We start from the raw sequence: 22,821 nt of genomic DNA, 5'->3' as shown, positions 1-22,821 counted from the left end.
GCAACGATCAGCCCCCCATTGCGCGACGAACAGCGCACGTTAGCGTCGATTCTGGGCGTCGCCGAGAAGTGATCAGCGATGCGCGACGCGATATTCCGATGGACTCATGCTGTATCTGGCTCGAAACCACCGCGCCGCGACACGTGGATCATTCCACCCGCAGCGCTGAGCAATCTCGCGAACGCCGAGTTCGGAATGAAGCAAAAACTGAGCGAACTTCTCGGTACGTATTTGGTTCAATGTACGCATGGGTGAATCCAGACCCCCACCGGAGAACAGGCGGCACAACTGAGAACGTGAGAGGTGCGCGCGACGCGCCAGATCCGCTAATGTCCATGGTTCTTGCGGTGCATCCGCCATCGCCCGTAGCAAGGACATGACACGGTCGGTGGCCGCGCCTGGAAGCGCTATTCTCTGCGCACCCAAGTCAGAGGGTTTGTAGTTGGCTAGGAGTGCGGGAAGCGTGAGCTCTGTGATCCTTGCCAGACCGGCGACGGTCCGGACGGCTGCCACTTCCACCGAGTGAGGCTGATGATCCCACAACCGTCCAACTTCTCGCCAGATGACGGAAGTCTCGTGGACTATGCCTTGACCTAGATCTAGTACTAGCGCTGAACCGTCCCAGTTTGACGGATGCGCTCCTGGCCGGACGCGCTCGATGTCGGGAAGCTGCCACGACATCTGGCTTCGAAGAAATCTCTCGCTCATTCGAACGATCAGGGTCGCAAGCGGGACATGTGGAGATAAGAGATACGTCTGGCGCTCGCCGAGCGCGATGGCCTGGCCTGCCCACACAGTGATCGTCTTTGATGAAGTTTGAATATATCCGCTGCCGCGTTTCACCAGGATGATCTTCGCAGTCTCTAGGGGGCCGAAGCGCGTCGGCGCATCGAAGAGCGCATCCCGCACTGAAACCCGCGCCATCGGATATCCGAGCGCACAAGAACTCTGCCCGCTGGCGCGGGCATCGACCGTTCTCATCTAGATGCTGCTCGCCAACCCCGGCGGCAACTGTGTGAGCCGTGCATGCACGGCTCAGCCTTCCACGTTGTCGAGGCGGTATCCCATGCCTGGTTCAGTAATGATGTGGTTCGGCTTGGAGGGGTCTGTTTCGATTTTCCTGCGGAGTTGTGAGACGTAGAGGCGAAGGTAGCCGGTGTCTTCCGCGTGCTCGGTGCCCCAAATACTGGTGAGGAGTGTTTGTCGCGTGACGAGCTTGCCGGTGTTTCGGATGAGGATCTCGATCACTTGCCATTCGGTGGGCGTGAGGCGGATTTGTCGTCGTCCGGCGGGTGACTCCTTGGTGACGCTTCGTGCAGCAAGGTCGATGGTGACGTTGCCGAGCCGGACAGACGGCAGCGCTTCTTCTTGAGGGACGCGGCGGGTGAGCGCGCGAATACGGGCGAGAAGTTCGTCCACGGAGAAAGGTTTGGTGACGTAGTCGTCGGCGCCTGCGTCGAGTGCTTCGACTTTGTCAGATGCTCCCGCACGGCCGGAGACGACGAGAATGGGTGCTTGAGACCAGCCCCGGATGCCCTGGATGACTTCGATGCCATTGAGTTGTGGCATGCCAAGGTCGAGAAGATAAACGTCGGGGTGCTCGTCGATGGCCGCTCTGACGGCTTGAGCGCCGTCTGTGGCGGTCACGATCTCGTACCCCTTTGCGCTCAGGGTGATGCGGAGCGCGCGAAGGATCTGGGGGTCGTCGTCGGCGATGAGGATCTTCAAGCCTGTTCCTCCTGTGACGGGGATGATGTCGTGAGGTGGATCGGGATGGAGATCACCATGGTCAGGCCGCCGCCGGGTGTGTCTTCGGGAGTGAGTGTGCCGTGCATGGCTTCGATGAATCCTCGGGAGAGGGCGAGGCCGAGGCCGAGGCCACTGGTGTTGTCAGTGTCTCCGAGCCGTTGGAAGGGCAGGAAGATGTCGTCGTGCCTGTCGGGTGTGACTCCTGGGCCGTGATCGATGATCCGGATCTCCAGCCGTTGGTCGAAGGTGCTGGTGGTGACAGTTACCGGCTGGTCCGGTGGCGAGTACCTGGTGGCGTTGGCGAGCAGATTGACGATGACGCGCTGCAACAGGACGGGGTCCGCTTCTGCGGTGCTGTTTTCGTGGCCGAGCGCGAGGCGGATGTCTGACGGGCCGAGTTTCAACTCGTCGAGAGCGGGCGCGATCGCCTCGGCGGGGTCGGTGGGCATTGTGGTGAGGGTGAGAGCGCCAGCCTGGAGGCGACTCACATCGAGGAGGTCGCTGACGAGCGCGGCAAGTGCGGTGAGGCTGTCGTCCGCGGTGTCCAGGAGTTCGCGCTTGTCTTCGGAGGAGAGCTTCTTTCCAGCCGCGCGGAGCCCACCGACCGCGGCGGATGCGGCGGCCAGGGGGCGCCGCAGGTCGTGACTCAATGCAGATAGGAGTGCGCCGCGGACGCGGTCGGAGGCGGCAATCGGCTCGATCTCCTCCGCGGTGGCGGTGAGTCTTTGATGTTCGAGAGCGGCGCTGATCTGGGCGGCGACGACGGTGAGGAGTCGACGTTCGGAGGCGGGAAGGTCGGCGCCGTGGAGTTCGAGACTGCCGCCTTCAGAGAGCAGGATGACGGTGTGATTGCCGTCGGCGACAGGTTCTCCGGCCGTGGCGATGACGCGGTCTGCGAGTGTGACGCGGACGCCGGGGAGGTGGAATGCCTCGCGGGTGCGGTCGACGAGTGCCTGGATTGCGTTGTCTCCGCGGAGCACACTTCCAGCGATGGTCTGGATGAGCTCGGATTCTGCGGCGGCGCGGCGGGCAGCTCGGGTGCGCCTGGCTGCCCGGTCGACGACGAAGCTCACCAACGCGGCGATGGTGACGTAGAGGAGGAGCGCCAAGGCGTGCAGAGGGTCGGCGATGGTGATGGTGTGGAACGGCTCAATGAAGAAGAAGTCGAGTGTGATGCCGGAAAGTACCGCGGCGAACAGGGCGGGCCAGATGCCGCCGACGAGTGCGACGACAACAACGAGGAGTTGGTAGCTGAGGACGTCGCTCGTGATCGACTCATCAGATCGGAGGGTGACGAGAAGGGCGGTGAGTGCGGGGCCGCCCAGGAACGCGAGCAGAAATCCGAGAAGACGGCGTTTGAGGGTGAGCGCGCCGCCGATAGGGGGCAGGGTGAATCGTCCGCCAGCAGCGAAGTGGGTGACGATGTGGACGTCGATGTCGCCTGATTCTCGAATAGTCGTGGCACCGATGCCGGGGCCGGTGAGAGCTGCGGCGAGTCGTCCGCGTCGGCTGACGCCGAGAACGAGTTGGGTGGCGTTGAGGGATCGCGCGAATTCGACCAGAGCGGCAGGGATGTCGGCGCCGACCACCTGGTGGTACGTCCCGCCGAGCTTCTCCACAAGGGCTCGTTGTTGTGCCAGAGCTACGGGGTTCCCTGCACGGAGGCCGTCTTGGCTGGTGACGTGCACGGCGATGAGCTCGCCGCCTGCGGATCGTGCGGCAACTCGTGCGCCTCGTCGGAGGAGAGTCTCTCCTTCGGGGCCACCTGTAAGTGCGACGACGACGCGTTCGCGGGCTTCCCATTTGCTATCGATGTCGTGTTCTTGACGGTAGCTCTTCAACGCTTGGTCGACTTCGTCTGCGAGCCATAACAGGGCGAGTTCGCGCAGTGCGGTGAGGTTCCCGAGTCGGAAGTAGTTGGACAATGCCGCGTCGATGCGCTCGGCAGGATAGACGAAGCCGCCGGTGAGGCGGTCACGCAGCGCTTGAGGGGCCAGATCGATGACTTCGATCTGGTCTGATTGGCGGAGGAAACTGTCGGGCACGGTCTCTCGTTGCGGAACACCGGTGATCTGCTCGACGACATCGTTGAGGGACTCGATGTGTTGGATATTGACCGTCGAGATGACGTCGATTCCGGCCTTTAAGAGCGCATCCACGTCCTCCCAGCGCTTCTCGTTCCGGGAGCCGGGAGCGTTCGTATGCGCGAGTTCGTCGACCAGCACGATTTCGGGGGCGCGTTGCAGGACTGTGTCGAGGTCCATCTCCTCCAGCTCGACGCCACGGTGAGCGATCATTGCCCGCGGGGTCGACGGGATACCGTCGGTCATGCGTGCCGTGGCTGCGCGGCCGTGTGTTTCGACGATCCCGATCACGACGTCGCGTCCTTCGCCCAGGAGCCGTCGGCCTTCTTCGAGCATGGTGTAGGTTTTGCCGACGCCGGGGGCGGCGCCGAGCAGCACGCGTAACCGCCCCCGTGTCGTCATGGTCAGTCCTCCAGCTCGTCCAGCGCCAGGTTCAGCTCCACCACGTTCACGACGCGGTCGCCGAGGTATCCCAGATCAGGTTCCTTTGTCCATTCAGCCACGAGTTCCTGAACTTGTCCCAGGGGCAGGCCGCGCGCGTCGGCGACGCGCTGGATCTGGATCGCCGCGTAGGCGGGACTAATGTGGGGATCGAGACCGGAACTGGAAGCGGTGACCGCGTCTGCGGGCACCTGATCCGGGTCGACACCGTTGAACGCTGCGATCTCGGCCTTGCGTTCGGTGATCGCGCCGATCAGTTCCTCGTTCTCGGGCCCCCAGTTCGTTCCCGAGGAGGAGGTGCCGTCGTAGCCGTCGCCGGCGGCCGAGGGTCGCGACTGGAAATACTCCGGCAGCGGATCGCCTTCCGCGTCTGTGAAGGACTGGCCGATGAGGGATGAACCAACGGCCTCGCCGTCACTGTTGCTGAGCGGTGATCCGTTCGCTTGAGAGGGGAAGGCAAGTTGTCCGATTCCGGTGATCAGAAGCGTGTAGCCGACCCCGAGGACGACGGTGAACATGAGCAGCGCACGTGTGGCGACCCACAGTGTCCGTCCGCTGCTGCGCGTGGCAGCATTCATGATGATTTCATTCCTTTGGTTGAGAGTGTCAGAAGCCGGGGATGAGGCGCACGAACAGGTCGATGAGCCAGATCCCGATAAAGGGGGCGATGATGCCGCCGAGCCCATAGATGGCGAGGTTGCGGCCGAGGATCTTCGATGCGTTCATCGGCCGGTATTTGACTCCGCGCAGCGCGAGGGGCACGAGGAACACGATCACGATCGCGTTGAAGATCACTGCGGACAGCACTGCAGATGCAGGTGAGTGCAGACCCATGATGTTCAACACCGCAAGGCCGGGGAACACACCCATGAAGATTGCGGGGATGATCGCGAAGTACTTCGCGATGTCGTTCGCGATCGAGAACGTGGTCAACGCGCCCCGGGTGATGAGCAGCTGCTTGCCGATGGCGACGATGTCGATGAGCTTGGTCGGGTCGGAGTCGAGATCGACCATGTTGCCGGCCTCTTTGGCTGCCGAGGTCCCCGTATTCATCGCGACACCGACGTCAGCCTGCGCGAGCGCGGGGGCGTCGTTGGTGCCGTCACCGGTCATCGCGACGAGGTTGCCGCCCTCCTGCTCCTTGCGGATAAAGGCGAGCTTCTGTTCCGGTGTCGCTTCGGCAAGGAAGTCGTCGACGCCGGCTTCCTTCGCGATCGCCGCCGCGGTCAACGGGTTGTCCCCGGTGACCATCACGGTCCGGATGCCCATTGCACGCAACTCGGCGAACCGCTCGGTCAGGCCCTCCTTGACGATGTCCTTGAGGTGGATCACGCCGAGGACTCGACGTTCGCCAGTCGCCGCTTTGACGGCGACAACGAGGGGGGTGCCGCCGGATCGGGAGATGTGTTCGACATGCTCATCGAGCTCTGCCAGTTCGCTGCTGGGAAGCCGCGTCCCGTCTTCTTCCAGCCACGCGGTGATCGCGGAACCGGCTCCCTTGCGGATCTGGGTGCCGTCGGGCACGTCGAGCCCGGACATCCGCGTTTGAGCGGTGAACGGGACGATCTCTCCGCGCGGTGCAGCACCCACGTCGACGCCCTCCGCGCGGGCAAGGTCAACGATCGACTTCCCTTCTGGAGTCGGGTCGGCGAGCGAAGACAGCGCGGCCGTTTCGATGAGTTCCTGCTCGCGGACACCGTCCAGGCGAACGAAGGCTGTCGCTCGACGGTTGCCGTAGGTGATGGTTCCTGTCTTATCCAGCAATAGCGTGGTCACGTCACCGGCAGCTTCCACCGCACGTCCAGACATGGCCAGCACATTGCGCTGAACGAGCCGGTCCATCCCCGCGATACCGATCGCGGACAGCAACGCGCCGATCGTCGTCGGAATGAGGCACACCAGAAGGGCGACGAGGACGGTGATGCTGGCGGGGCTCGCCGGATAGGACGCGATCGGGTTGAGCGTGAGCGCGACGACGACGAAGACGATCGACAACGACGCGAGCAGGATGTTCAGCGCGATCTCGTTCGGGGTGCGCTGACGGGCGGCGCCTTCGACGAGCGCGATCATCCGGTCTACGAACGTTTCGCCCGGCTTGGAAGTGATTCGCACGACGATACGGTCGGACAGCACGCGGGTACCGCCGGTGACGGCGGATCGGTCGCCACCGGACTCGCGAATAACGGGTGCGGATTCACCGGTGATGGCCGATTCGTCCACGCTTGCGATGCCCCACACGATGTCGCCATCGCCGGGGATCAGCTCACCAGCGGACACAACAACCGTGTCGCCCAATCGCAGGTCTGCCGAGGATAGGTCCTTTATGGCGGCTCGCTCGGCGGCTGGATCTGCACCAGGTTGGTAGTCGGCGACATGGTGTGCGGTGGTGCTGGTGCGGGTTTTGCGTAATGTGTCGGCCTGGGCCTTACCGCGACCTTCGGCGATCGACTCGGCGAGATTCGCGAACAGGACCGTGAGCCAGAGCCATACGGCGATGATCCAGGTGAACGACCAAGGAACACTCGTCCCGCCCGACTCGGCGGGTCCGCCCAGGAAAGGTTCGGCGACAGCGAGGAGGGTGGTGAGGGCGGCGCCCACCCACACGATAAACATCACGGGGTTTCGCCACTGCGCGCGCGGATTGAGCTTGCGGAGCGCTCCCGGGAGGGCGGTGCGGATCTGTGCCCAGGTGAGCGTCTTGCGTGGCGCGCGAGTGGTCGCGTGCGGCGCTTCGGCCAGAGGGGTTGGGGTAATGGTGGACATGTTTACAGCAGCCCTTCCGCCAGGGGACCCAGCGTGAGAACGGGGAAGAAAACGAGAGCAGTCACCAGAACCGCGGTACCGACGGTCAGACCGACGAACAACGGACGGTGTGTAGGCAAGGTTCCGGCCGTTGCGGGAACCTTGTCCTGTGCGGCGAGGGAACCGGCCAGCGCGAGGACGAGAGCGATCGGGATGAACCGGCCGAACAGCATCGCGACACCGATCGCGGCGGTCAGCCACGGGGTGCTGGCGGTCAACCCTGCGAATGCGGAGCCGTTGTTGTTCGCGCCCGATGCGAAGGCGTAGATCACCTCGGACAGGCCGTGCGAGCCGGTGTTCGTGAGCGATTCGTTCACGATGCTGTCTCGAAGGGCCGGGATGGCGAAGCTCAATGCGACACCACCGAGGACGAGGATCGGCATGACGAGGATGTACATGCTCGCAAGCTTCATCTCCCGCGGCCCGATCTTCTTCCCGAGGTATTCAGGGGTGCGGCCAACGAGCAGCCCCGCAACGAACACGGCGATCACCGCGATGATCAGCATCCCGTACAGGCCGGCTCCGACACCACCGGGAGCGATCTCGCCCAGCAGCATGTTGACCATCGGGATCATCCCGCCCAGCCCGGTGTACGAGTCGTGCATCGAGTTCACCGACCCGGTCGAGGTCAACGTGGTCGTCGCCGCATAGAGAACAGATTGCACGAGTCCGAATCGGGCTTCCTTCCCTTCCATCGCGGCCCCGGCCAGTTCCGGCGCAGTACCCTGTCCGGCGAACTCGAATGCTGCCAGCGCGCTCACCGAGACCAGATACAGGGTGCCCATCGCGGCGAGGATCGCGTATCCCTGACGATTGTCGCCAACCATCTTCCCGAACGTGCGCGGAAGCGAGAACGGGATCAGCAGGATCAGGAACGCCTGGAACAGGCTCGTCCACCCCGTCGGGTTCTCGAACGGATGCGAAGCGTTCGCGTTGTAGAAACCGCCACCGTTCGTGCCGAGCTCCTTGATGACCTCCTGAGAGGCAACGGGGCCACCCGGGATGGTCTGCGTTCCACCGGTGATGGTGGTCACATCGACGTAGCCGTTGAAGTTCTGCACGACGCCGCCCGCGATTAGTACGATCGCGCCGACGATCGAGATCGGCAGGAGGATGCGGAACGTGCCGCGGATGAGGTCGACCCAGAAGTTCCCGATCGTTCCCGATCTGCGGTACGCGAACCCGCGAACGAGCGCCACGGCGACAGCGATACCCGTCGCAGCGGAGACGAAGTTCTGTACGGCAAGGCCAGCGAACTGAACCGTGTAGGCGAGGTCCTCACCCGAATACGCCTGCCAGTTCGTGTTCGTCACGAAGGAGATCGCGGTGTTGAACGCAACACCCGGCTCGACGTTCTCGTTACCGAGGGAGTACGGCAGCCACTGCTGCGTGCGCTGCATCAAGAACAGCAGCAGAACGCCGACGATCGAGAAGTACAGGACAGAACGCAGATACGCCTGCCAGGACTGCTCCTGAGACGGATCGACCCCGATGACTTTGTAGATTCCCCGTTCGACTTTCCAGTCCTTCCGGGTCGTGAACACCCAAGCCATATAGTCGCCCACAGGCCGGTACAGCAACCCCAGGGCGAGGACGAGCGTGGCGACGCTCGCGATAAGCAAACCCCACTCCATCAGAAACGCTCCGGCTTCACGAGAGCGAACACGAGATAGAACACAGCCGCGACCCCGAGAGCAGCAGCAAGAAACTCGAACACGATCACAGCTTCTCCACCGCCTTCCCGACCAAGCCAACGACTACGAACAGGACGATCACGCCCAGCACGTAGACAATGTCAAGCACAACAAACTCCATTCGGAGAACAGCGACAGCAAGACCGCAGCCGCACGCCCAATTCCAAGCGCAACTCCCGATCAAACACCTCCTGACACCGCAAAAACGGGGCCCTAACGGAACCCATACAGGAAGGCACGGGAACCTAACGCTCCCCTTACACCAGGGCGTCCAGAAGCAGGGCCGTCACCGTTGTGTACCCGGGCCGGCGGCGGTGACCGTAAGGATTTGGGCGATCGCCGTATGGGTTCCGTTTACGCTCCTTCCGCACAACCCCCTACGCGTCCTAAGACGGAAGAGTGACCCTGACTGAGATACTCCCCACCCTCCGGCGAAGCCTTCCCACCCCGATAGCTCTTGCCGAGTGGCCCGCGCACACCGAAGCAACCACCGACGATGTCACTGTGAGTGGAATCTCGCTGCGCCAGTACGTCGACCTCTGCGGAACGCCGTGCGTGCTCACTGGCGACGATCCCATCCTGGACTCGCGTCACCCGGAGTTGACGGGAACCAGGACTGTGGTGGCCATGAAGATCACGGTCATCGTCGACACGCCGGAGCATCGCGCGATCGCGCTGACGGATTCCTGGGGCACTAACCTTGACGCCTGCTGGAGCGAGTGCCGTCTGATCGGGCGGGTATCCATCGCACGTCTGCAATCGTTCGAACTCATCCCGGGAGAGCTCGGCGCGCCGGCGTTGCCCTACCCGGTTGCTGCACTGCCGAGCGACCTCCATGCCGGTGACCTCCTCGCCGTCCCATCCCGCAGCTCGATCTCCCTCGCCCAGCTCCGCCCCAGCCACGCAACAGAGCTTCGAAGCAGCGGCACCGTCTCGGAGACTGGAGAAGAGCTTTCATGAGCCTCCTTCACAGCATCCTGAGTGCTCGCGCACTTCGCCACGCAGCGCAAGCGCGAGACATCCACCGCCGAGACAGGAGAGCCGTCGTCACTGCAGATGATGTGGTGGTCACCGGCCGGTCGTTGGCACAACTGGCGTCATCGCGTGGAACCCCCAGCGTGCTCGTCACGTCCGCCGTGGACATCAGACAGCGCGATACTCACTTCACATGGGTACTCACGCGCGTCACGGCCGTTTCCGGCGAACCACACGGACATCGCCGGGAGATCACCATCGACGCGAGCCTCCAGGAGATCGCCTCCGTGATCACGCAGACCCACATCGTGGGCGCCCGTCCACCGAAGAAGACGCGAACCGTCACTGTCACCGGCGCAGACCAGGTATCCATTGATGTTCGGATCCCAGCCGGCACGGAACCCGGGGCCGTGATCGCGTTCCGATGCGCGTCGACAGTCGCTTTGAGTCAAGTGCGACCGCACACCTCGACGGCCCGAACCGGAGATGTCGACGACACCACATGGGGCGCGCGGTGCATGAAATAACACGGCCCCCATGTGACAGGCACACGGAGGCCGACGCCAACACGGCTGAGAGTGCTCGATCGGTACCGACGATACTCGTCCGCGGCGACGAGCACCCTGCTCTGCACGACCTCATCGCGACCACCGGCACGCTCAATCACCCACCCGCATCGCAAGCGAACTTCGTACCCGAACGGATACGCGGTGTAGTCGGATGCATCCACCTCCCCACGGCGGACACGGCATCTCCAGCGAAGATGCGCAGCCGGCTCAAGGATGAGCGGAACCTCGCGCGCATCCTCGGCGAGCAGCTCCCCCGTCTGAGCCACCTGCTCTTCGTCCTCGACACGGGCGCACCCCAGCACACCCAACGCCTGGCCAGGCTGGCGTCATCTGCGATCACCCGCATCCACGCAGACATCGAGATGACCGCGGGCCGGTCAGTGTGCGTCACCGCGATCGTCCTCGATAGGACAGCAGACCCCACTGTGCTGCGAGATCGCATCTGCGAAAGACTCCGCGACAACCCAATCGAGGGAAGCTTCCTTCTGAAGTGGTCAGAGATCGTGCAAAGCTCGATCCGCGACGTCGTATCCGAAGCTCTCAGCTAAACGTATCCATGCGCGTGCTTCTTCGGCCTACTCGATCCGGGAAGCGTTCATCTCGGCTACTTCATCGTAGATCGCCTGCCATACGCGGTAGAAAGACGCCGATGACATCTCGCCACGGCGTAACGATCGCGATGCGCCCTCGAGCACCCGCGAAAAAAGCAACAGACCCTCTTCTCGTTCCGCGTCCCGCGCGTCAGGGTGAAAAGCAAAGCACGAGGACCAGAGCATGACGGAGCATCGGCGCACCGGAGCTGAACGAAGAGCGAGATAGCCGCCCACTGGGAGCAGGACACCTGCGATTAGCAACGCACTAGCCCCCAAGGGGGCGCCTACTCCTGCCAGCAGAAGCCCCACCACCAGGCCGCCGCCAGCGGCAATCGGCACGAAAAGACGACAAGCCTCCGCGAACCGTCGCGTTCGTTCGTCCGCATTCGGTGGATAAACCACCAGCCGCGAGTACGATGCACCGTACCGGCCGACCGCGTGCGACACATATCCCCAGCGAGGAACCTTGTCAACGGCCCTTGAGGTATGAAAGGGACGAGGAGGAGCGGAGGAATCTGCAGGAGTCACACGGTGATCGTCGCTGAGGCTTTCGCCGCGGTATAGCACTCCAAACGGAACTCATACAAGCCTCCCGCCTGATCGGCGGTTTTCCACACGCGCTGCTGACACCATTAGGTGTCTCTGTGGCGCTGATGGCAGTCGTCGATCAAGTCTCGCTTCACAGATCCGCGAGTCGGTCAATGGAGCACAACTCAGCCCACTTCTCGGCTACTTGAGAGGCAGTGTCGGAGGCTTGCGCGCGAAGCGCAACGAGCAACGCCGCAACGATGGCGGTAACGACGATCGCCACGACGAATCGCGAAACAACCCCACCGATTGCCGTGTGGGTCACTGCTGCGACGACAGGCCACCACGCGCTCCGAATGAGCCCGCAGTCGAGGCCCGCCCACCACCGCTCGGAACTTGTCGTTGTATGGTCCCAGACTGTGATCGTCGCCACCTACCGCCGACCCATCGTCGCGCCATTTCCGACCAAGGCATACATGCTGCTTTGACAATTCGCCCTGCTGTCATCCGATCAGCGCTCGGAGGGCAGCTTCGGCCTGCTTTGGCAAGACGCCATTACCTAACGCCGCAAGTTGCTGCGATTGCGTGAGCGCAAGCGCGGGGTCGGTCACCCAACCAGCGTCCAGGCCCATGATCCACTCCACAAACGCTGGGGCGGGGCGTGGTCCGGTTCTGTCGTTCAGTACTGTCGGCGCCGGCGCTACTCGTCCCATGATTCGTTCCCATCGGAAGATGGCTGGGCCGTATCGTCCCCACTGCCGAAAAACTCGGCGATCAGCGCGAAGGTTGCCTCCGACGACCGACGACTGCGCCTGGTCGCGAGGTCTATCACCTGATGGCTTAGGGCGATCGTGCCACGCCTGGCCTTCACCAGATCCAGAGTCTCCCCGCCCCTGGCGGAGTCGGAGGCGAGCGGCGTTCGGAACAGTACGGTTCGCGAGGATGAAGATGCGGAACCGGGGGTGTGGTGCGCCGATTGCGGACGCGGGTAGGCCGATCCATCTCGCATCATACCGGAGGTCGGCCAGGTCTCCGAGTACGGCGCCAAGTGCCCGTAGAGGTCGGGCTGGCTGGTCTCCCAGACCCCACGGGTCGGGCTCCACACCGCGAAGGGTTGCACCTGCGGGGGTTTCAGGTTCGGGGTTGCGTCGTCCATCGTCGTCTCCTTCCGGGGCCGGGCGGGACGCGGTTGCGGTAAGCAGGCCGCGTACGTTCTCGATGACGACCCACTCTGGTTGCAGCTTCTCGATCGCGGTCGCCATGTGTGCCCAGAGACCGGATCGGGTACCGGGGGCAAGGCCGGCCATCTTGCCAACCGTGGAGACGTCCTGACAAGGGAACCCGCCGCAGAGCACATCGACTGGCTCGACGGTCTGCCAGTCGATCGTGGTGATGTCGCCGAGGTTCGGAGCGTCGGGCCAATGGTGGGCGAAGACACGGGCAACAGGTTCGTTGATTTCGGAGAACCAGATCGTGCGGGCGTCGAAGACTTCCTCGACGGCGAGGTCGAGACCGCCATACCCGGAGAACAGTGACCCGACCCGCAGACGGTGATCGTTGTTCGGCTGGCGCATCAGGACTCCGACAGGTTCGTGATCCCTGGCCGTGGTCCACTCGCGAACTCGACACCAGGCTGGTCACCTGCCAGGTGCTCGCCCCCCATCGACCATCCTGAGCCGGTCGAACCGTCACCGCTCATGCAGGTCGTTCCGACCGCCCCTCGGAGTTACCACGCGTCTTGCAGGTCGCGGTAGAGCGGGTCGCGAAGGTGCGCGTGGGAACGGAGATATGGTGCGGCTATGACGAAGCGGCGACCCGGGCGGCAGCCTCCACCGCCCGAGAACAATGAGTGGCTTAGGCGTCTGGACCGCATCTCGGAAGCGGTCGATGCCTGGCGTAAGCGTGCAGAGAATCCGATGTCGCCCGAGCCTGGAAGCTCGCTCGCAGCTGACTCCGTCGACGGATTGAGTGTCGAGAACCCCGTCTGGTACTCGATGTGCATCTCCTCCGAGCACTTGGATTTCGCGATCGATGCCATGCGGGCAACAAGCACGATGTACCCGACGGCCTACATGACCGTTGCGCGGACCGCGTTCGTCGCGGCGGTGAACGCGGTGTGGGTCCTCGCACCGCCAACGCGGCAAGAACGTCGCGAGCGGGCGCTCAGGCTCCGCGCCGACGACCTTCGTGTTCAGGTCACATCCTGCCGCGATATGCAGATCCCGGAAGGCAAACCTGAGGAGGTTCGTACGGGCCTCCTGGAGCAACTGCGCGAGCGGCAAGCCAGCTTGCAGAAGGTCGCGACTGCGCTCGGCCTGCGAGAGGACGTCACGAAGATTCGGTTCCATCAGACCGGGGCGATCGACTGGGTCGCACAGCACATGCACGGCGTCGATGACGACCTGCTCATCGGTGCGACGCAGGCAATCTGGCGATCAGGCAGCGCGGCTGCCCACGCGCAATATCATTTCGGCGTCATGCGACTCGACCGAAATGAGGTCGTACGCGAGGAGTCGGGCGGTTCGATCGTGCGGCTACGCGGAGACCTCGACAACGATGTCGGCCCTGCTATCGCAGCGGCGACCATGACCCTGAGCGAAGCATTCCGGCTGTATGACCTCCGGCGCGTAACGCATACCCGTAGCTGAGCGGCTCGGCCACCGAAGGCGTGGAGGGTGATCGTGTTGACCAGCGACTTGGAGCCGGACGCGGCCGCGGGCGCAATACCTCGCGGATTGCCGCCGCAACTGGAGGCTCATTTGGCGCTACCCTCAGCCTGTGTCTGCAACCCGAACAGGTCCCTGAGGAGCTACGCGCGCAACCACCTCGATGTCAACGGGGTCTTCGCAGCCAAGATGGCGCTCGCCGTGCACCGACCGCCGAAGATCGTATCCCGCGGCTGCGCCTCCCAAGTGCCTCGAAGGAATCGTCGCTGAGCGTGAGCTTCTTCGGAACAACGCCCTTGATTGCTTCGAGCTTGCTTCCGACGGCCTCGATGTCCTTGCCAATACGCACGAGTGGATCGATAGGCAACTCGATGCGCTTCTCGACGTCGAGGTCGAGTACAAACGTTTCGTGGAACGGTTCTGGAGATGCCGTTCCGGTGTACTCGGCTTCGACTTCCCAGCGGCGCGGGATTCCCGACGCGTCGTCAAACAACTCAGGTACTTGACCCAGGAACCAGATGTATGTGTTGCCCGGATTGAGCGTACGAAAGCTCACGTTGCCGCTGAACGTCTCGTTGACCTCAGCGAAATGTGCGTTCATCATTCCAGGTTTGAAGAATTTCTCCAGGGAAGTGAACGGCGGGCTCACGCGCAACCGCACCTCGTGGGCCGGACTCACCCCGATGTTTCGTACGGCGATATGAAGCGTGCCCTCTGCCGGTGCACCGCGGTTCTTTCGAACGAAACGAGTGGGTTCCAGGGCGACCTGGACCCTCGGTCGGACGGCTTCGACGTTGACCTGGCGCGCCAGTTCGTTCGATGCGATCAGCGCCTTGTTCGACTGATCCACCTGACGAATCTGATACCAAGCGAACCCCAACGCAACCAGAGCTGACGCTCCGAATATGGCAGACCATTCTTCGGCGGTCGGCATGTTGGGGAACCGCCACCACGAGCCCCATATCGCGACGCTGGCAGAGAACAGCCCGAACGCAACCACTACAACAGCAGCAACCGACAAGACGATGCGTGCGGCCGGGTTCTTCACCTTCCCAACTTTATCGGCGGCGACCTGCGGCCACTGTGATGCTTACGTCAGTTGTACCGCGAACACCTACGTGTATGACCGTTTCGATGCGCGTGATGAGCGCCGGCGACGGCTACAAGTACCTGCTCCGCACCGTCGCCGCAGGCGACGGTGACCGCTCACTCTCGACCCCGCTGACGAGGTACTACGCCGAGGCGGGCAGCCCGCCGGGTCGCTGGCTCGGCGCGGGCGTCGCAGCGCTGGGCGGGGTGATCGTGGAAGGCGATCAGGTCTCCGAATCCCAACTCCAGCTTCTTGTCGGGATGGGCCGGCACCCTGTCACCGGCGACCCGCTCGGACTGGCGTATCCCGCGTACAAGACCGCGGCGGATCGCATCGAGGAGCGCGCCGCGGCGCTCGATCCCGGCCTCGGGCCGGCCTCGCGTGCCGAGGCGGGTGCGCAGATCGAAGCCGAAGAAGCGGGGCGGGGGACGCGGCGCGCGGTCGCTGGGTACGACTTCACGTTCTCAATCCCGAAGTCCGCATCAGTGCTGTGGGCAGTCGCGGACGCGGGCACGCAGGCGCTCATTGCCGAGGCGCATCATGCGGCGGTTGCGGAGGTGGTTGCGTTCATGGAGCGGGAGGTTGCAGCCACCCGCACCGGCGCAACCGCACGCGGTGGAGCCGTTGCACAGGTAGATGTCCGTGGCCTGATCGCCACGGCGTTTGACCACTACGACTCCCGGGCTGGAGATCCGCACCTGCACACTCATGTCGTCATCTCGAACAAGGTGCAGACCGTCCTGGACGGCAAGTGGCGCTCCCTCGACGGCCGGCCCATGCACGCCGCGACGGTCGCGCTCTCCGAGCTGCACGAGGCCGTGTTCGCCGACCACCTCACGAGGTCGTTTGGCGTCTTCTGGGAGTCCCGCGAGATGGGCCGGGACCGCAATCCGGCGTGGGCGGTGGCGGCCGTGCCGGAGGAGCTGGTGGCCGAGTTCTCCTCCCGATCCCGGCACATTGAGGCCGAGAAGAACCGGCTCATCGCCGAGTACGTCGACAAGCACGGCCGTCAGCCCTCGACTGCAACGATCATCAAGCTCCGCGCCCAAGCCACCCTCACCACCCGCCCAGAGAAGCAGGTCCGGTCGCTGGCTGACCTGACCGCCGAATGGCGGCACCGCGCCGGCCGTATCCTCGGCACGGATGCGACCTCATGGGCGCGGATAGTCGCAGCGAACGACGCACCGCTGCTGCTTCGCGCCGACGACATCCCCTTGGACGTGATCGCGTCCCATGGCCAGTCGGTCGTGGAGGTGGTGGGCGAGAAGCGCTCCACCTGGCGTCGGTGGAATCTCACCGCCGAGGCGGCCCGGCAGACGATGGGTTACCGGTTCGCCTCCACCGTGGATCGGGAAGCGGTCGTCGGACTGGTCGTGGATGCCGCCGAGGCCGCGTCGCTGCGGCTCACCCCGCCCGAGCTCGCGACGAGCCCGGTGGCGTTCCGCCGGCCGGATGGCACTTCGGTGTTCCGGCCGAAGCACTCGACGGTGTTCTCCTCCGAGCTCCTGCTGGCAGCCGAAGACCGCCTCCTCAAGCGCGCCCGCATGACGACCGGCCCGACCGTGCCACTTTCCACGGTGGAGCGGATCGCTACCAGGCCCGACCGGGAAGGGCGGGTGCTCGGCGACGATCAAGCCGCCGCGTTGGTGTCGGTCGCCGTGTCCGGCCGCGTTGTCGATGTCCTGGTCGGCCCGGCCGGAGCGGGCAAGACCACGGCGATGTCCGCGTCGCGGCGGGCATGGGAGGCCGAGCACGGACCCGGCAGCGTGGTCGGGCTTGCGCCGTCTGCGGTCGCCGCGCAGGTCCTCGCCGACGACCTCGGGATCGCGACGGAGAACACTGCGAAGTGGTGGGAGATCCATCAACGCACCGGCCAGTCGTTCCGCACGGGTCAGCTCGTGATCGTGGACGAAGCGTCCCTCGCCGGCACGCTGTCCCTGGACCGGATCACCGCGCTGGCGGCCGGGGCGGGGGCGAAGGTGCTGCTGGTCGGGGACTATGCGCAGCTCCAGTCCGTCGACGCCGGTGGCGCATTCTCTCTGCTGGTCCACGATCGGTACGATGCGCCCGAGTTGGCCGATATCCACAGGTTCACGAACTCGTGGGAGAAGACCGCCTCCCTCGGCCTTCGGCACGGGCGCACTGAGGTCATCGACACCTACCTCGACCACGACCGCATCCAGGGCGGGGAGACGGAGGCGATGATCGACGCCGCCTACACCGCATGGCGAGCCGACCGGCAAGCGGGCCGTGCGACGGTGCTGGTCACCGACTCCAACGAATCCGTCCTCGCGCTCAACCAACGCGCCCGTACGGACCTGATCCTCGACGGCACCGTCCACGGCACCCGCGAGGCCGAGTTGCACGATGGCACCCGCGCCGCAGCCGGGGACACGGTCATCACCCGCCGCAACGACCGCCGCCTGCGTGCCGGCCGGTCCTGGGTTCGCAACGGCGACCGGTGGACCGTCACCGACATCCGCAACGACGGCTCAGTCACCCTCCGCCGCGTCGAGCACAGACGGGGCGGATCGGTTGTGCTCCCGGCGGACTATGCGGCCGAGCACCTGGACCTCGGCTACGCGGTGACCTCCTACCGGGCACAGGGCATCACCGTGGACACCTCGCACGTCCTTGTCGACTCATCCATGACGAGGGAGAACCTGTACGTCGCGCTCACCCGCGGCCGAGACGCGAACCTCGCCTACGTCACCATCGACAAGCCCGACGACTCCCACCAGGGACCTCACCCCGGCGACAACACCGACGCCACCGCCAAGAGCGTGCTGTTCGGGGTGCTCCAGCACGTCGGCGCCGAGCTCTCCGCCCACGAGACCATCGCCGCCGAGCAGGACGCTTGGAGGAACATCGGTCAGCTCGCTGCGGAGTACGAGACGATCGCCGCCGCCGCCCAACGCGACAGGTGGGCGAACCTCGTGCGCGCATCCGGACTCACCGACGACGATGCGGGCGCCGCGATCAGCTCCCCAGCGTTCGGCGCATTGACTGCCGAGCTTCGCCGTGCCGAAGCCAACCACCACGACATCGAGGCCCTGCTGCCACGGCTCGTGCGGGCACGGGGCTTCTCCGATGTCGACGACATCGCCGCCGTCCTCCACTACCGCGTGACTCGCGCCACCGCCCGCCCCGCCGGCTCCGGCCGCGCCCGCAAGACGCCCCGGCTGATCGCCGGCCTCATCCCCGAAGCCACCGGCACCATGAGCGGCGAGCTCCGGCAGGCGCTCACCGAACGCCGCGACCTCATCGAGACCCGCGCCGACGCCCTTCTCGACGCCGCGCTCATCGAAGGCAAGGGGTGGGCGAAGGCGCTCGGCGCCCCGCCGAAGGACGCCAAGACCGCCGCGACCTGGCGCGGCCTGGCTCGTACGGTCGCCGCGTACCGCGACCGCTACGGCATCACCGATCCCACGCCGCTCGGCGCTCCCGCCGAGAACGACGCGCAGAAGATCGACGCGGCCCGCGCGAGCGCCGCCCTCGACCGCGCACGCGACCTCGCGCGAGGGCCGGGGGAGGAGCCGCAGCGGCGGCCCGGACAAGAGCCCGTGCGCCGCTCGCTATGACACGCATGCCCTTCCCGATGTCAGGGCCGCGTCGTACGATGGATGACGAGGCGGCCTCTATATTGGCGCTGTCGCTCCCCGCTACAGCATGACCAACCCGCAACAGCGGGCGGTCCTTTCAGGTTCTTGTCGCCGAACCCCTGAGAGGACTATGCCCATGTTCCGGCTCATCTGGGCGGCCGGCGTCCGCACCCACACCATCCTCAGCTACGCGCCCACCAACCTCCTGATCGCCGCGACCCGCACTCGCCGCGGCCTGCGCTGGGGCATCCCGGCCATGCTCGTTGCAGTGCCCTATGGGTTCGTCGCGAGCTGGTGCATCACCACCATTGATAGCGGCGGTTCGGGTTGGCTGAACCTGCTCGTTCTCCTCGCCACCTGGAACATGCTGAAGCTCATCGTCAATGGGCCGATCACCGCGCTGCTCCTGTTTCACACATGGACGTGCGAGATCGCCATTCGACGCCGAGCTCATCGGGCCAGGCCGCGATATGACGAGGTCTCGCGCTAACGCGCCGGCACGACCGACCCTGTCGTCGCATACTGACGCCCCCGCCGCCGAAGAACTGACGCGGCAGTCTCTATGCCACGACACGACCGGCACCGGACTTGTTCGATCACGGGATTCCTCGCGCCACGCGGGATACTCGATCTCAAGATCGAAGCGGCTCGGGGAGGGTATGCATGCTCTATCGCAATGCTGCGCGGGCCTTCATCGCTGAGCTTGCCGAGATTCGTTCGAGTGGGCAACCGGTGACGGTTCGCGGACTGCCGACTCACGAGCGTCTCGCACGTACTGTGACCTTGGCGCAGCCAACGGAACGTTTCATCACAGTACCGGGTCGTCGCAACGATGTGTTCGCGACCATCGCCGAGACGATGTGGGTGCTCGCTGGGCGCAATGACATGGAGTATCTAGCCCGCTACCTCGGCCGCGCGCTGCAGTTCTCGGATGACCAGGTGACATGGCGTGGTGGCTATGGGCCACGGTTGCGCGACTGGGGTGGAGTCGATCAAGTGGATGAGATCCGCAAGCTCCTCCGTTCGGACCCTGAGTCTCGCCGGGCGGTCGCCGTCCTGTTCGATCCGGCGCGCGACTTCGCGGATACGCTCGATGTGCCCTGCAACAACTGGCTGCACTTCCTCGTCAGGGATGGCAGCGTACACCTCAACGTGACCGTGCGTTCCAACGACATCCTGTGGGGATTCTCCGGCATCAACACGTTCGAGTGGAGTGTCCTGCACGAGATGATGGCCTTCTGGCTCGGTGCGCGACTCGGTCACGCGTCGTTCTTCATCTCATCCCTTCATCTCTACGACGAGCGGAATGAGCAAGCTGACCGTGCCCTCGCCGGGTTTGGTGGCGCCACCGGCTATGAGGAGGCGTGGGCGGGCGCTCAGTTCGGGACTCGGTGGGAGGACTTCGCGGGTGTGCTCGATCGCTGGTTCGACATCGAAGCTCGACTGGCGTCCGGGGAGAACTGTCACGTGGAGATCGCTGGCTTCTCCGACCCGTTACTGCGTCAGTTCCTTCAAGCGATCGCGATCAAGTGGGAGATCGCCGCAGGTGCTGACGACGCCCGGCAACGTGAACTCGTCGACGAGCTCGGCCACAGCGACATCGCCTTCGCGCTCCACGAGCAACTGTTTCGAGACTCCGCCCAGCTACTGTCCCAGTCCGTCTCCACGGTGGATTGGGTCGACCTGCGCGAGTCGGTCATCGCCTTGCATCGGTCGAAGGACGCCGCCTACGGCAACTCGTGGAAGAAGCGCGGGGAGCTGATCAGCATCGCCGCCAACCTCGCCCGCAAGATCGATCGCATCGATCAGGTGGCAGGTGGTGCGGCAGCGGGGAGAGAGGCACTTCTGGACACTGTGGTCGATCTCCTCGTGTATGCAGTCAAATATGAGACCTTCCTCGCGGACCAGTCGACCGACGTCGCCGAGCAACTCTTCACGAATGGCGGTGAGCGGTTCAGCGACGGCCCGGATGGTTTCGAGGAACTCATGAAGGCGCGTGACGTCGTCGGCGAGGTCGGGACCGTTCATGCCGAGGCCGCAGAGGCCTCGACGGTGTTCGACGAGTTGAATGCTTTCCTCCAGCTCCACCCGCAGGGCGAGTGGATGGAGAAGCTCGCATTGGCAGAGCGCCTGACGGCGACCGCGTTACGCCTCGTGCTTGCGGTCGCGCTGTCCGACCCGGATGGAGTCGACACGCTACGCCGCGACGCGGGACGATCATGACGGCGGTTCTGGCGGGCTGCGACGCGTCCGGCGAGAGATGATGGAGCGAACCAGTGGCCGACGGGTCGGACTTGCATCTCGCCACGAGAAGCGGATGACCATAGGCAGCACAAAACGGAGACAGGCACAGTTTATGCGAGCACCAACTCCCCGGGACGGGGTCTACGACCTCTACTGGAAGTTCGCCGCTGAGCGACAGCACGTGTTTGAGGCGCGAGTCGCTGGAGCCCCGGGGCCGTGGACGCAGGACCGGATTCTTCAGGAGTACAAGTTCTGCAACGTCTATCGGGCTGCTGACCGTGTCAGCCAGTACCTCATCCGTGACGTCGCTTACCGCGATGACGACTCAAGCCCTGCCGATCGTCTGTTCCAGATCGTCGCGTTCCGAAACTTCAGCAATGTCAGTACGTGGGAGACCGTCGTCGAGATACTTGGGCGGTCGCCTCGGATTGCAGATCTGGAGACCGGTGTGTTCGAAGCCGCGCTCACCGAGGCGAAGGACCGCAACGGCGGCCTCTACACGGGGGCGTTCATCCTCTGCGCCACGGACGCTTACGGTCGCAAGACCAAGCATCTGAACCATGTGGAGCTGTTCCGGGACATGTTCGTGCGGTCGCGCCTTGGCGAGCGGATTCTTGAGGCCAAGTCGCTGGAAGAGGTCTATGACCTGCTCCACACTTTCCCCTTGATGGGGGATTTCATGTCTTACCAGATGGCGATTGACCTGAACTACTCGGAGCACGTGAACTTCTCCGAGAACGACTTCACGAAGCCTGGTCCGGGCGCGCTACGTGGCATCAAGAAGGTATTCTCCGACCTCGGTGGTCTCACGCCGCAAGAGGTGATCATGTGGATGGTCGACAACCAGGAGGCTGAGTTCGCCCGCCTGGAACTTGACTTCAGCGGTCTCTGGGGTCGGCCGATCCAGGCGATCGACGCTCAGAATCTCTTCTGCGAGACGGACAAATACTGCCGTGAGGCGGTTCCGGAGCTTGCTAGCGCGAGAAGCCGGATCAAATCGCGCTACGTCTCCACGCCGGAGCCGATGACGCTCTTCTTCCCTCCCAAGTGGGGGATCAACAGTCACCTGCCTCAGAACGAGGTGCTGGGAGGTGAGTTCGCGCGTGCGCGCGTCCTCGAGCCCATGTTCTAGTTGAGCGCGCTGACGTTCACGCGGCTGCTGCTGGCTGCCGGCGACGTGGCCAGTCGTGCGGGCGTCCTTGCACCCCCGGCTCGAGCGATCGCACCCATTCGATGATCGCTGCGACGTGCTCGTTGGTGAAGTTGCTTCGGTATGCAGGTCCCGAGTGCACGAGGTCGAAGCCATAGTCGTTGCGCAGTGATTCGGGGATGACTGGGCCGTCTCCGCCGAAGTACACGAACTCGTCTCCGAGCATCACCCGCTCGCTCTTCGTGTCGCGCAGCATGTGGCGCGCCTCTAGAGAACCGTCGTCCTTACTGTGGCGGGAGTTCTCCTGGATCCATTCATCGGCCAGATCGCGGTGGTAGATGTTGTCGCCGAAGTGCTGCATGCGGCTGCCCCGAAGGTTCGGCCGTTTCTCAGCGAAGCGTTCATCGTCCCAATACGCCTGGAAGCTCACGATCTCTGAGACGCGCATGGCGTAGACGAGGTTGCCTGCTTTGCCGTTCGGTCGGGAGCCCGTGCCGACTATCCAGTCGTCGACCTGGGCGACCCGGCGGATGTCCTGCTTGCAGGTGGCAAGAGAGCAGACCCCGTGAAAGGGGTTTGGCGCGAACCCGACGTCGTAGCGCACGATGTAGCTGAACACCTTCACGCTCGACCT

General features: G+C 64.3%; 19 protein-coding genes. 8 read left to right on the top strand and 11 right to left on the bottom strand.

Annotation, left to right across the window (positions count from 1 at the left end):
• Positions 1-72 precede the first annotated feature (72 nt).
• Genes ACPYO6_RS06875 through ACPYO6_RS06845 form a run of 7 tightly spaced genes read right to left on the bottom strand, consistent with a single transcriptional unit; the run spans position 73 to position 8,799 of the window.
• On the bottom strand, positions 73-981 hold the full coding sequence (locus tag ACPYO6_RS06875; protein WP_424796256.1) for a helix-turn-helix transcriptional regulator: 909 nt from the start codon (positions 979-981) through the stop codon (positions 73-75).
• A gap of 54 nt (positions 982-1,035) precedes the next feature.
• On the bottom strand, positions 1,036-1,728 hold the full coding sequence (locus tag ACPYO6_RS06870) for a response regulator transcription factor (RefSeq protein ID WP_424796255.1): 693 nt from the start codon (positions 1,726-1,728) through the stop codon (positions 1,036-1,038).
• Entirely contained in the window at positions 1,725-4,235 is a 2,511-nt protein-coding gene (locus ACPYO6_RS06865) for an ATP-binding protein (RefSeq protein WP_424796254.1), read from the bottom strand. The genes ACPYO6_RS06870 and ACPYO6_RS06865 overlap by 4 nt, the downstream gene beginning before the upstream one ends.
• A gap of 2 nt (positions 4,236-4,237) precedes the next feature.
• Complete coding sequence (gene kdpC / locus ACPYO6_RS06860) at positions 4,238-4,852, bottom strand: potassium-transporting ATPase subunit KdpC (RefSeq protein ID WP_329864179.1); 615 nt, start codon at positions 4,850-4,852, stop codon at positions 4,238-4,240.
• A gap of 28 nt (positions 4,853-4,880) precedes the next feature.
• Positions 4,881-7,037 carry a potassium-transporting ATPase subunit KdpB gene (gene kdpB / locus ACPYO6_RS06855; protein ID WP_424796253.1) on the bottom strand — a complete coding sequence of 719 codons (2,157 nt, stop codon included), beginning with the start codon at positions 7,035-7,037 and terminating at the stop codon, positions 4,881-4,883.
• A gap of 2 nt (positions 7,038-7,039) precedes the next feature.
• Positions 7,040-8,710: a potassium-transporting ATPase subunit KdpA gene (gene kdpA, locus ACPYO6_RS06850; protein WP_329864183.1), complete on the bottom strand. Its 1,671-nt coding sequence runs from the start codon at positions 8,708-8,710 to the stop codon at positions 7,040-7,042.
• Positions 8,710-8,799 (bottom strand): potassium-transporting ATPase subunit F, encoded by a 90-nt coding sequence (locus tag ACPYO6_RS06845; protein WP_425714132.1) that lies wholly within the window; start codon positions 8,797-8,799, stop codon positions 8,710-8,712. Before ACPYO6_RS06845 ends, kdpA begins: the two co-directional genes overlap by 1 nt.
• Positions 8,800-9,169: 370 nt before the next feature.
• On the opposite strand from ACPYO6_RS06845, the gene ACPYO6_RS06840 reads away from it, so the two are divergent.
• The 3 genes from ACPYO6_RS06840 to ACPYO6_RS06830 all read left to right on the top strand — a co-directional run bounded on the left by ACPYO6_RS06840 (position 9,170) and on the right by ACPYO6_RS06830 (position 10,862).
• Positions 9,170-9,730 (top strand): hypothetical protein, encoded by a 561-nt coding sequence (locus tag ACPYO6_RS06840; RefSeq protein ID WP_424796252.1) that lies wholly within the window; start codon positions 9,170-9,172, stop codon positions 9,728-9,730.
• A complete protein-coding gene (locus ACPYO6_RS06835) occupies positions 9,727-10,272 on the top strand; it encodes a hypothetical protein (protein ID WP_425714131.1) in 546 nt (181 codons plus the stop codon). The genes ACPYO6_RS06840 and ACPYO6_RS06835 overlap by 4 nt, the downstream gene beginning before the upstream one ends.
• Positions 10,273-10,508: 236 nt before the next feature.
• Complete coding sequence (locus tag ACPYO6_RS06830) at positions 10,509-10,862, top strand: hypothetical protein (RefSeq protein WP_329864301.1); 354 nt, start codon at positions 10,509-10,511, stop codon at positions 10,860-10,862.
• A gap of 27 nt (positions 10,863-10,889) precedes the next feature.
• Here the strand turns inward: ACPYO6_RS06830 and ACPYO6_RS06825 are convergent, their stop codons facing one another.
• Both ACPYO6_RS06825 and ACPYO6_RS06820 read right to left on the bottom strand, forming a co-directional pair.
• Positions 10,890-11,435 carry a DUF6611 family protein gene (locus tag ACPYO6_RS06825; protein ID WP_424796251.1) on the bottom strand — a complete coding sequence of 182 codons (546 nt, stop codon included), beginning with the start codon at positions 11,433-11,435 and terminating at the stop codon, positions 10,890-10,892.
• Positions 11,436-11,938: 503 nt separating this feature from the next.
• On the bottom strand, positions 11,939-13,009 hold the full coding sequence (locus tag ACPYO6_RS06820; protein WP_424796250.1) for a DNA cytosine methyltransferase: 1,071 nt from the start codon (positions 13,007-13,009) through the stop codon (positions 11,939-11,941).
• 225 nt (positions 13,010-13,234) lie between these two features.
• Between ACPYO6_RS06820 and ACPYO6_RS06815 the strand changes: the two genes are divergently transcribed.
• Positions 13,235-14,083, top strand: coding sequence for a hypothetical protein (locus ACPYO6_RS06815; protein WP_424796249.1), 849 nt, complete (start codon positions 13,235-13,237; stop codon positions 14,081-14,083).
• Between the two features lie 184 nt (positions 14,084-14,267).
• Here ACPYO6_RS06815 and ACPYO6_RS06810 read toward each other — a convergent pair whose 3' ends face one another.
• Positions 14,268-15,149: a hypothetical protein gene (locus tag ACPYO6_RS06810; protein WP_424796248.1), complete on the bottom strand. Its 882-nt coding sequence runs from the start codon at positions 15,147-15,149 to the stop codon at positions 14,268-14,270.
• 86 nt (positions 15,150-15,235) lie between these two features.
• Here ACPYO6_RS06810 and mobF point away from each other — a divergent pair, with 86 nt between their 5' ends.
• The 4 genes from mobF to ACPYO6_RS06790 all read left to right on the top strand — a co-directional run bounded on the left by mobF (position 15,236) and on the right by ACPYO6_RS06790 (position 22,169).
• Positions 15,236-18,772, top strand: coding sequence for a MobF family relaxase (mobF, locus tag ACPYO6_RS06805; protein ID WP_425714130.1), 3,537 nt, complete (start codon positions 15,236-15,238; stop codon positions 18,770-18,772).
• Between the two features lie 157 nt (positions 18,773-18,929).
• Complete coding sequence (locus ACPYO6_RS06800; protein ID WP_424796246.1) at positions 18,930-19,283, top strand: sulfate permease; 354 nt, start codon at positions 18,930-18,932, stop codon at positions 19,281-19,283.
• A 173-nt stretch (positions 19,284-19,456) separates the two neighbouring features.
• Positions 19,457-21,016: a thymidylate synthase gene (locus ACPYO6_RS06795; protein ID WP_424796245.1), complete on the top strand. Its 1,560-nt coding sequence runs from the start codon at positions 19,457-19,459 to the stop codon at positions 21,014-21,016.
• 94 nt (positions 21,017-21,110) lie between these two features.
• The gene (locus ACPYO6_RS06790) at positions 21,111-22,169 is read left to right on the top strand and encodes a nucleotide kinase domain-containing protein (RefSeq protein WP_424796244.1); all 1,059 of its coding nucleotides are present in this window, start codon (positions 21,111-21,113) and stop codon (positions 22,167-22,169) included.
• A gap of 16 nt (positions 22,170-22,185) precedes the next feature.
• Here ACPYO6_RS06790 and ACPYO6_RS06785 read toward each other — a convergent pair whose 3' ends face one another.
• Complete coding sequence (locus tag ACPYO6_RS06785; protein WP_424796243.1) at positions 22,186-22,812, bottom strand: hypothetical protein; 627 nt, start codon at positions 22,810-22,812, stop codon at positions 22,186-22,188.
• Positions 22,813-22,821: the final 9 nt, after the last annotated feature.

Source organism: Georgenia sp. Z1344 (assembly GCF_049856295.1).
Classification (GTDB): Bacteria; Actinomycetota; Actinomycetes; order Actinomycetales; family Actinomycetaceae; genus JB111.
The sequence above is the reverse complement of the archived record's forward strand: the minus strand, read 5'-3'. Positions and strand labels throughout refer to the sequence as shown.

What these genes read in the sequence shown, in the direction of transcription:
- ACPYO6_RS06875 (WP_424796256.1), bottom strand. Translation starts at nt 981, where the DNA reads ATGAGAACGGTCGATGCCCGCGCCAGCGGGCAGAGTTCTTGTGCGCTC.
- ACPYO6_RS06865 (WP_424796254.1), bottom strand. Translation starts at nt 4,235, where the DNA reads ATGACGACACGGGGGCGGTTACGCGTGCTGCTCGGCGCCGCCCCCGGC.
- kdpC (WP_329864179.1), bottom strand. Translation starts at nt 4,852, where the DNA reads ATGAATGCTGCCACGCGCAGCAGCGGACGGACACTGTGGGTCGCCACA.
- kdpB (WP_424796253.1), bottom strand. Translation starts at nt 7,037, where the DNA reads ATGTCCACCATTACCCCAACCCCTCTGGCCGAAGCGCCGCACGCGACC.
- kdpA (WP_329864183.1), bottom strand. Translation starts at nt 8,710, where the DNA reads ATGGAGTGGGGTTTGCTTATCGCGAGCGTCGCCACGCTCGTCCTCGCC.
- ACPYO6_RS06835 (WP_425714131.1), top strand. Translation starts at nt 9,727, where the DNA reads ATGAGCCTCCTTCACAGCATCCTGAGTGCTCGCGCACTTCGCCACGCA.
- ACPYO6_RS06830 (WP_329864301.1), top strand. Translation starts at nt 10,509, where the DNA reads ATGCGCAGCCGGCTCAAGGATGAGCGGAACCTCGCGCGCATCCTCGGC.
- ACPYO6_RS06820 (WP_424796250.1), bottom strand. Translation starts at nt 13,009, where the DNA reads ATGCGCCAGCCGAACAACGATCACCGTCTGCGGGTCGGGTCACTGTTC.
- ACPYO6_RS06815 (WP_424796249.1), top strand. Translation starts at nt 13,235, where the DNA reads ATGACGAAGCGGCGACCCGGGCGGCAGCCTCCACCGCCCGAGAACAAT.
- mobF (WP_425714130.1), top strand. Translation starts at nt 15,236, where the DNA reads ATGCGCGTGATGAGCGCCGGCGACGGCTACAAGTACCTGCTCCGCACC.
- ACPYO6_RS06800 (WP_424796246.1), top strand. Translation starts at nt 18,930, where the DNA reads ATGTTCCGGCTCATCTGGGCGGCCGGCGTCCGCACCCACACCATCCTC.
- ACPYO6_RS06795 (WP_424796245.1), top strand. Translation starts at nt 19,457, where the DNA reads ATGCTCTATCGCAATGCTGCGCGGGCCTTCATCGCTGAGCTTGCCGAG.
- ACPYO6_RS06790 (WP_424796244.1), top strand. Translation starts at nt 21,111, where the DNA reads ATGACCATAGGCAGCACAAAACGGAGACAGGCACAGTTTATGCGAGCA.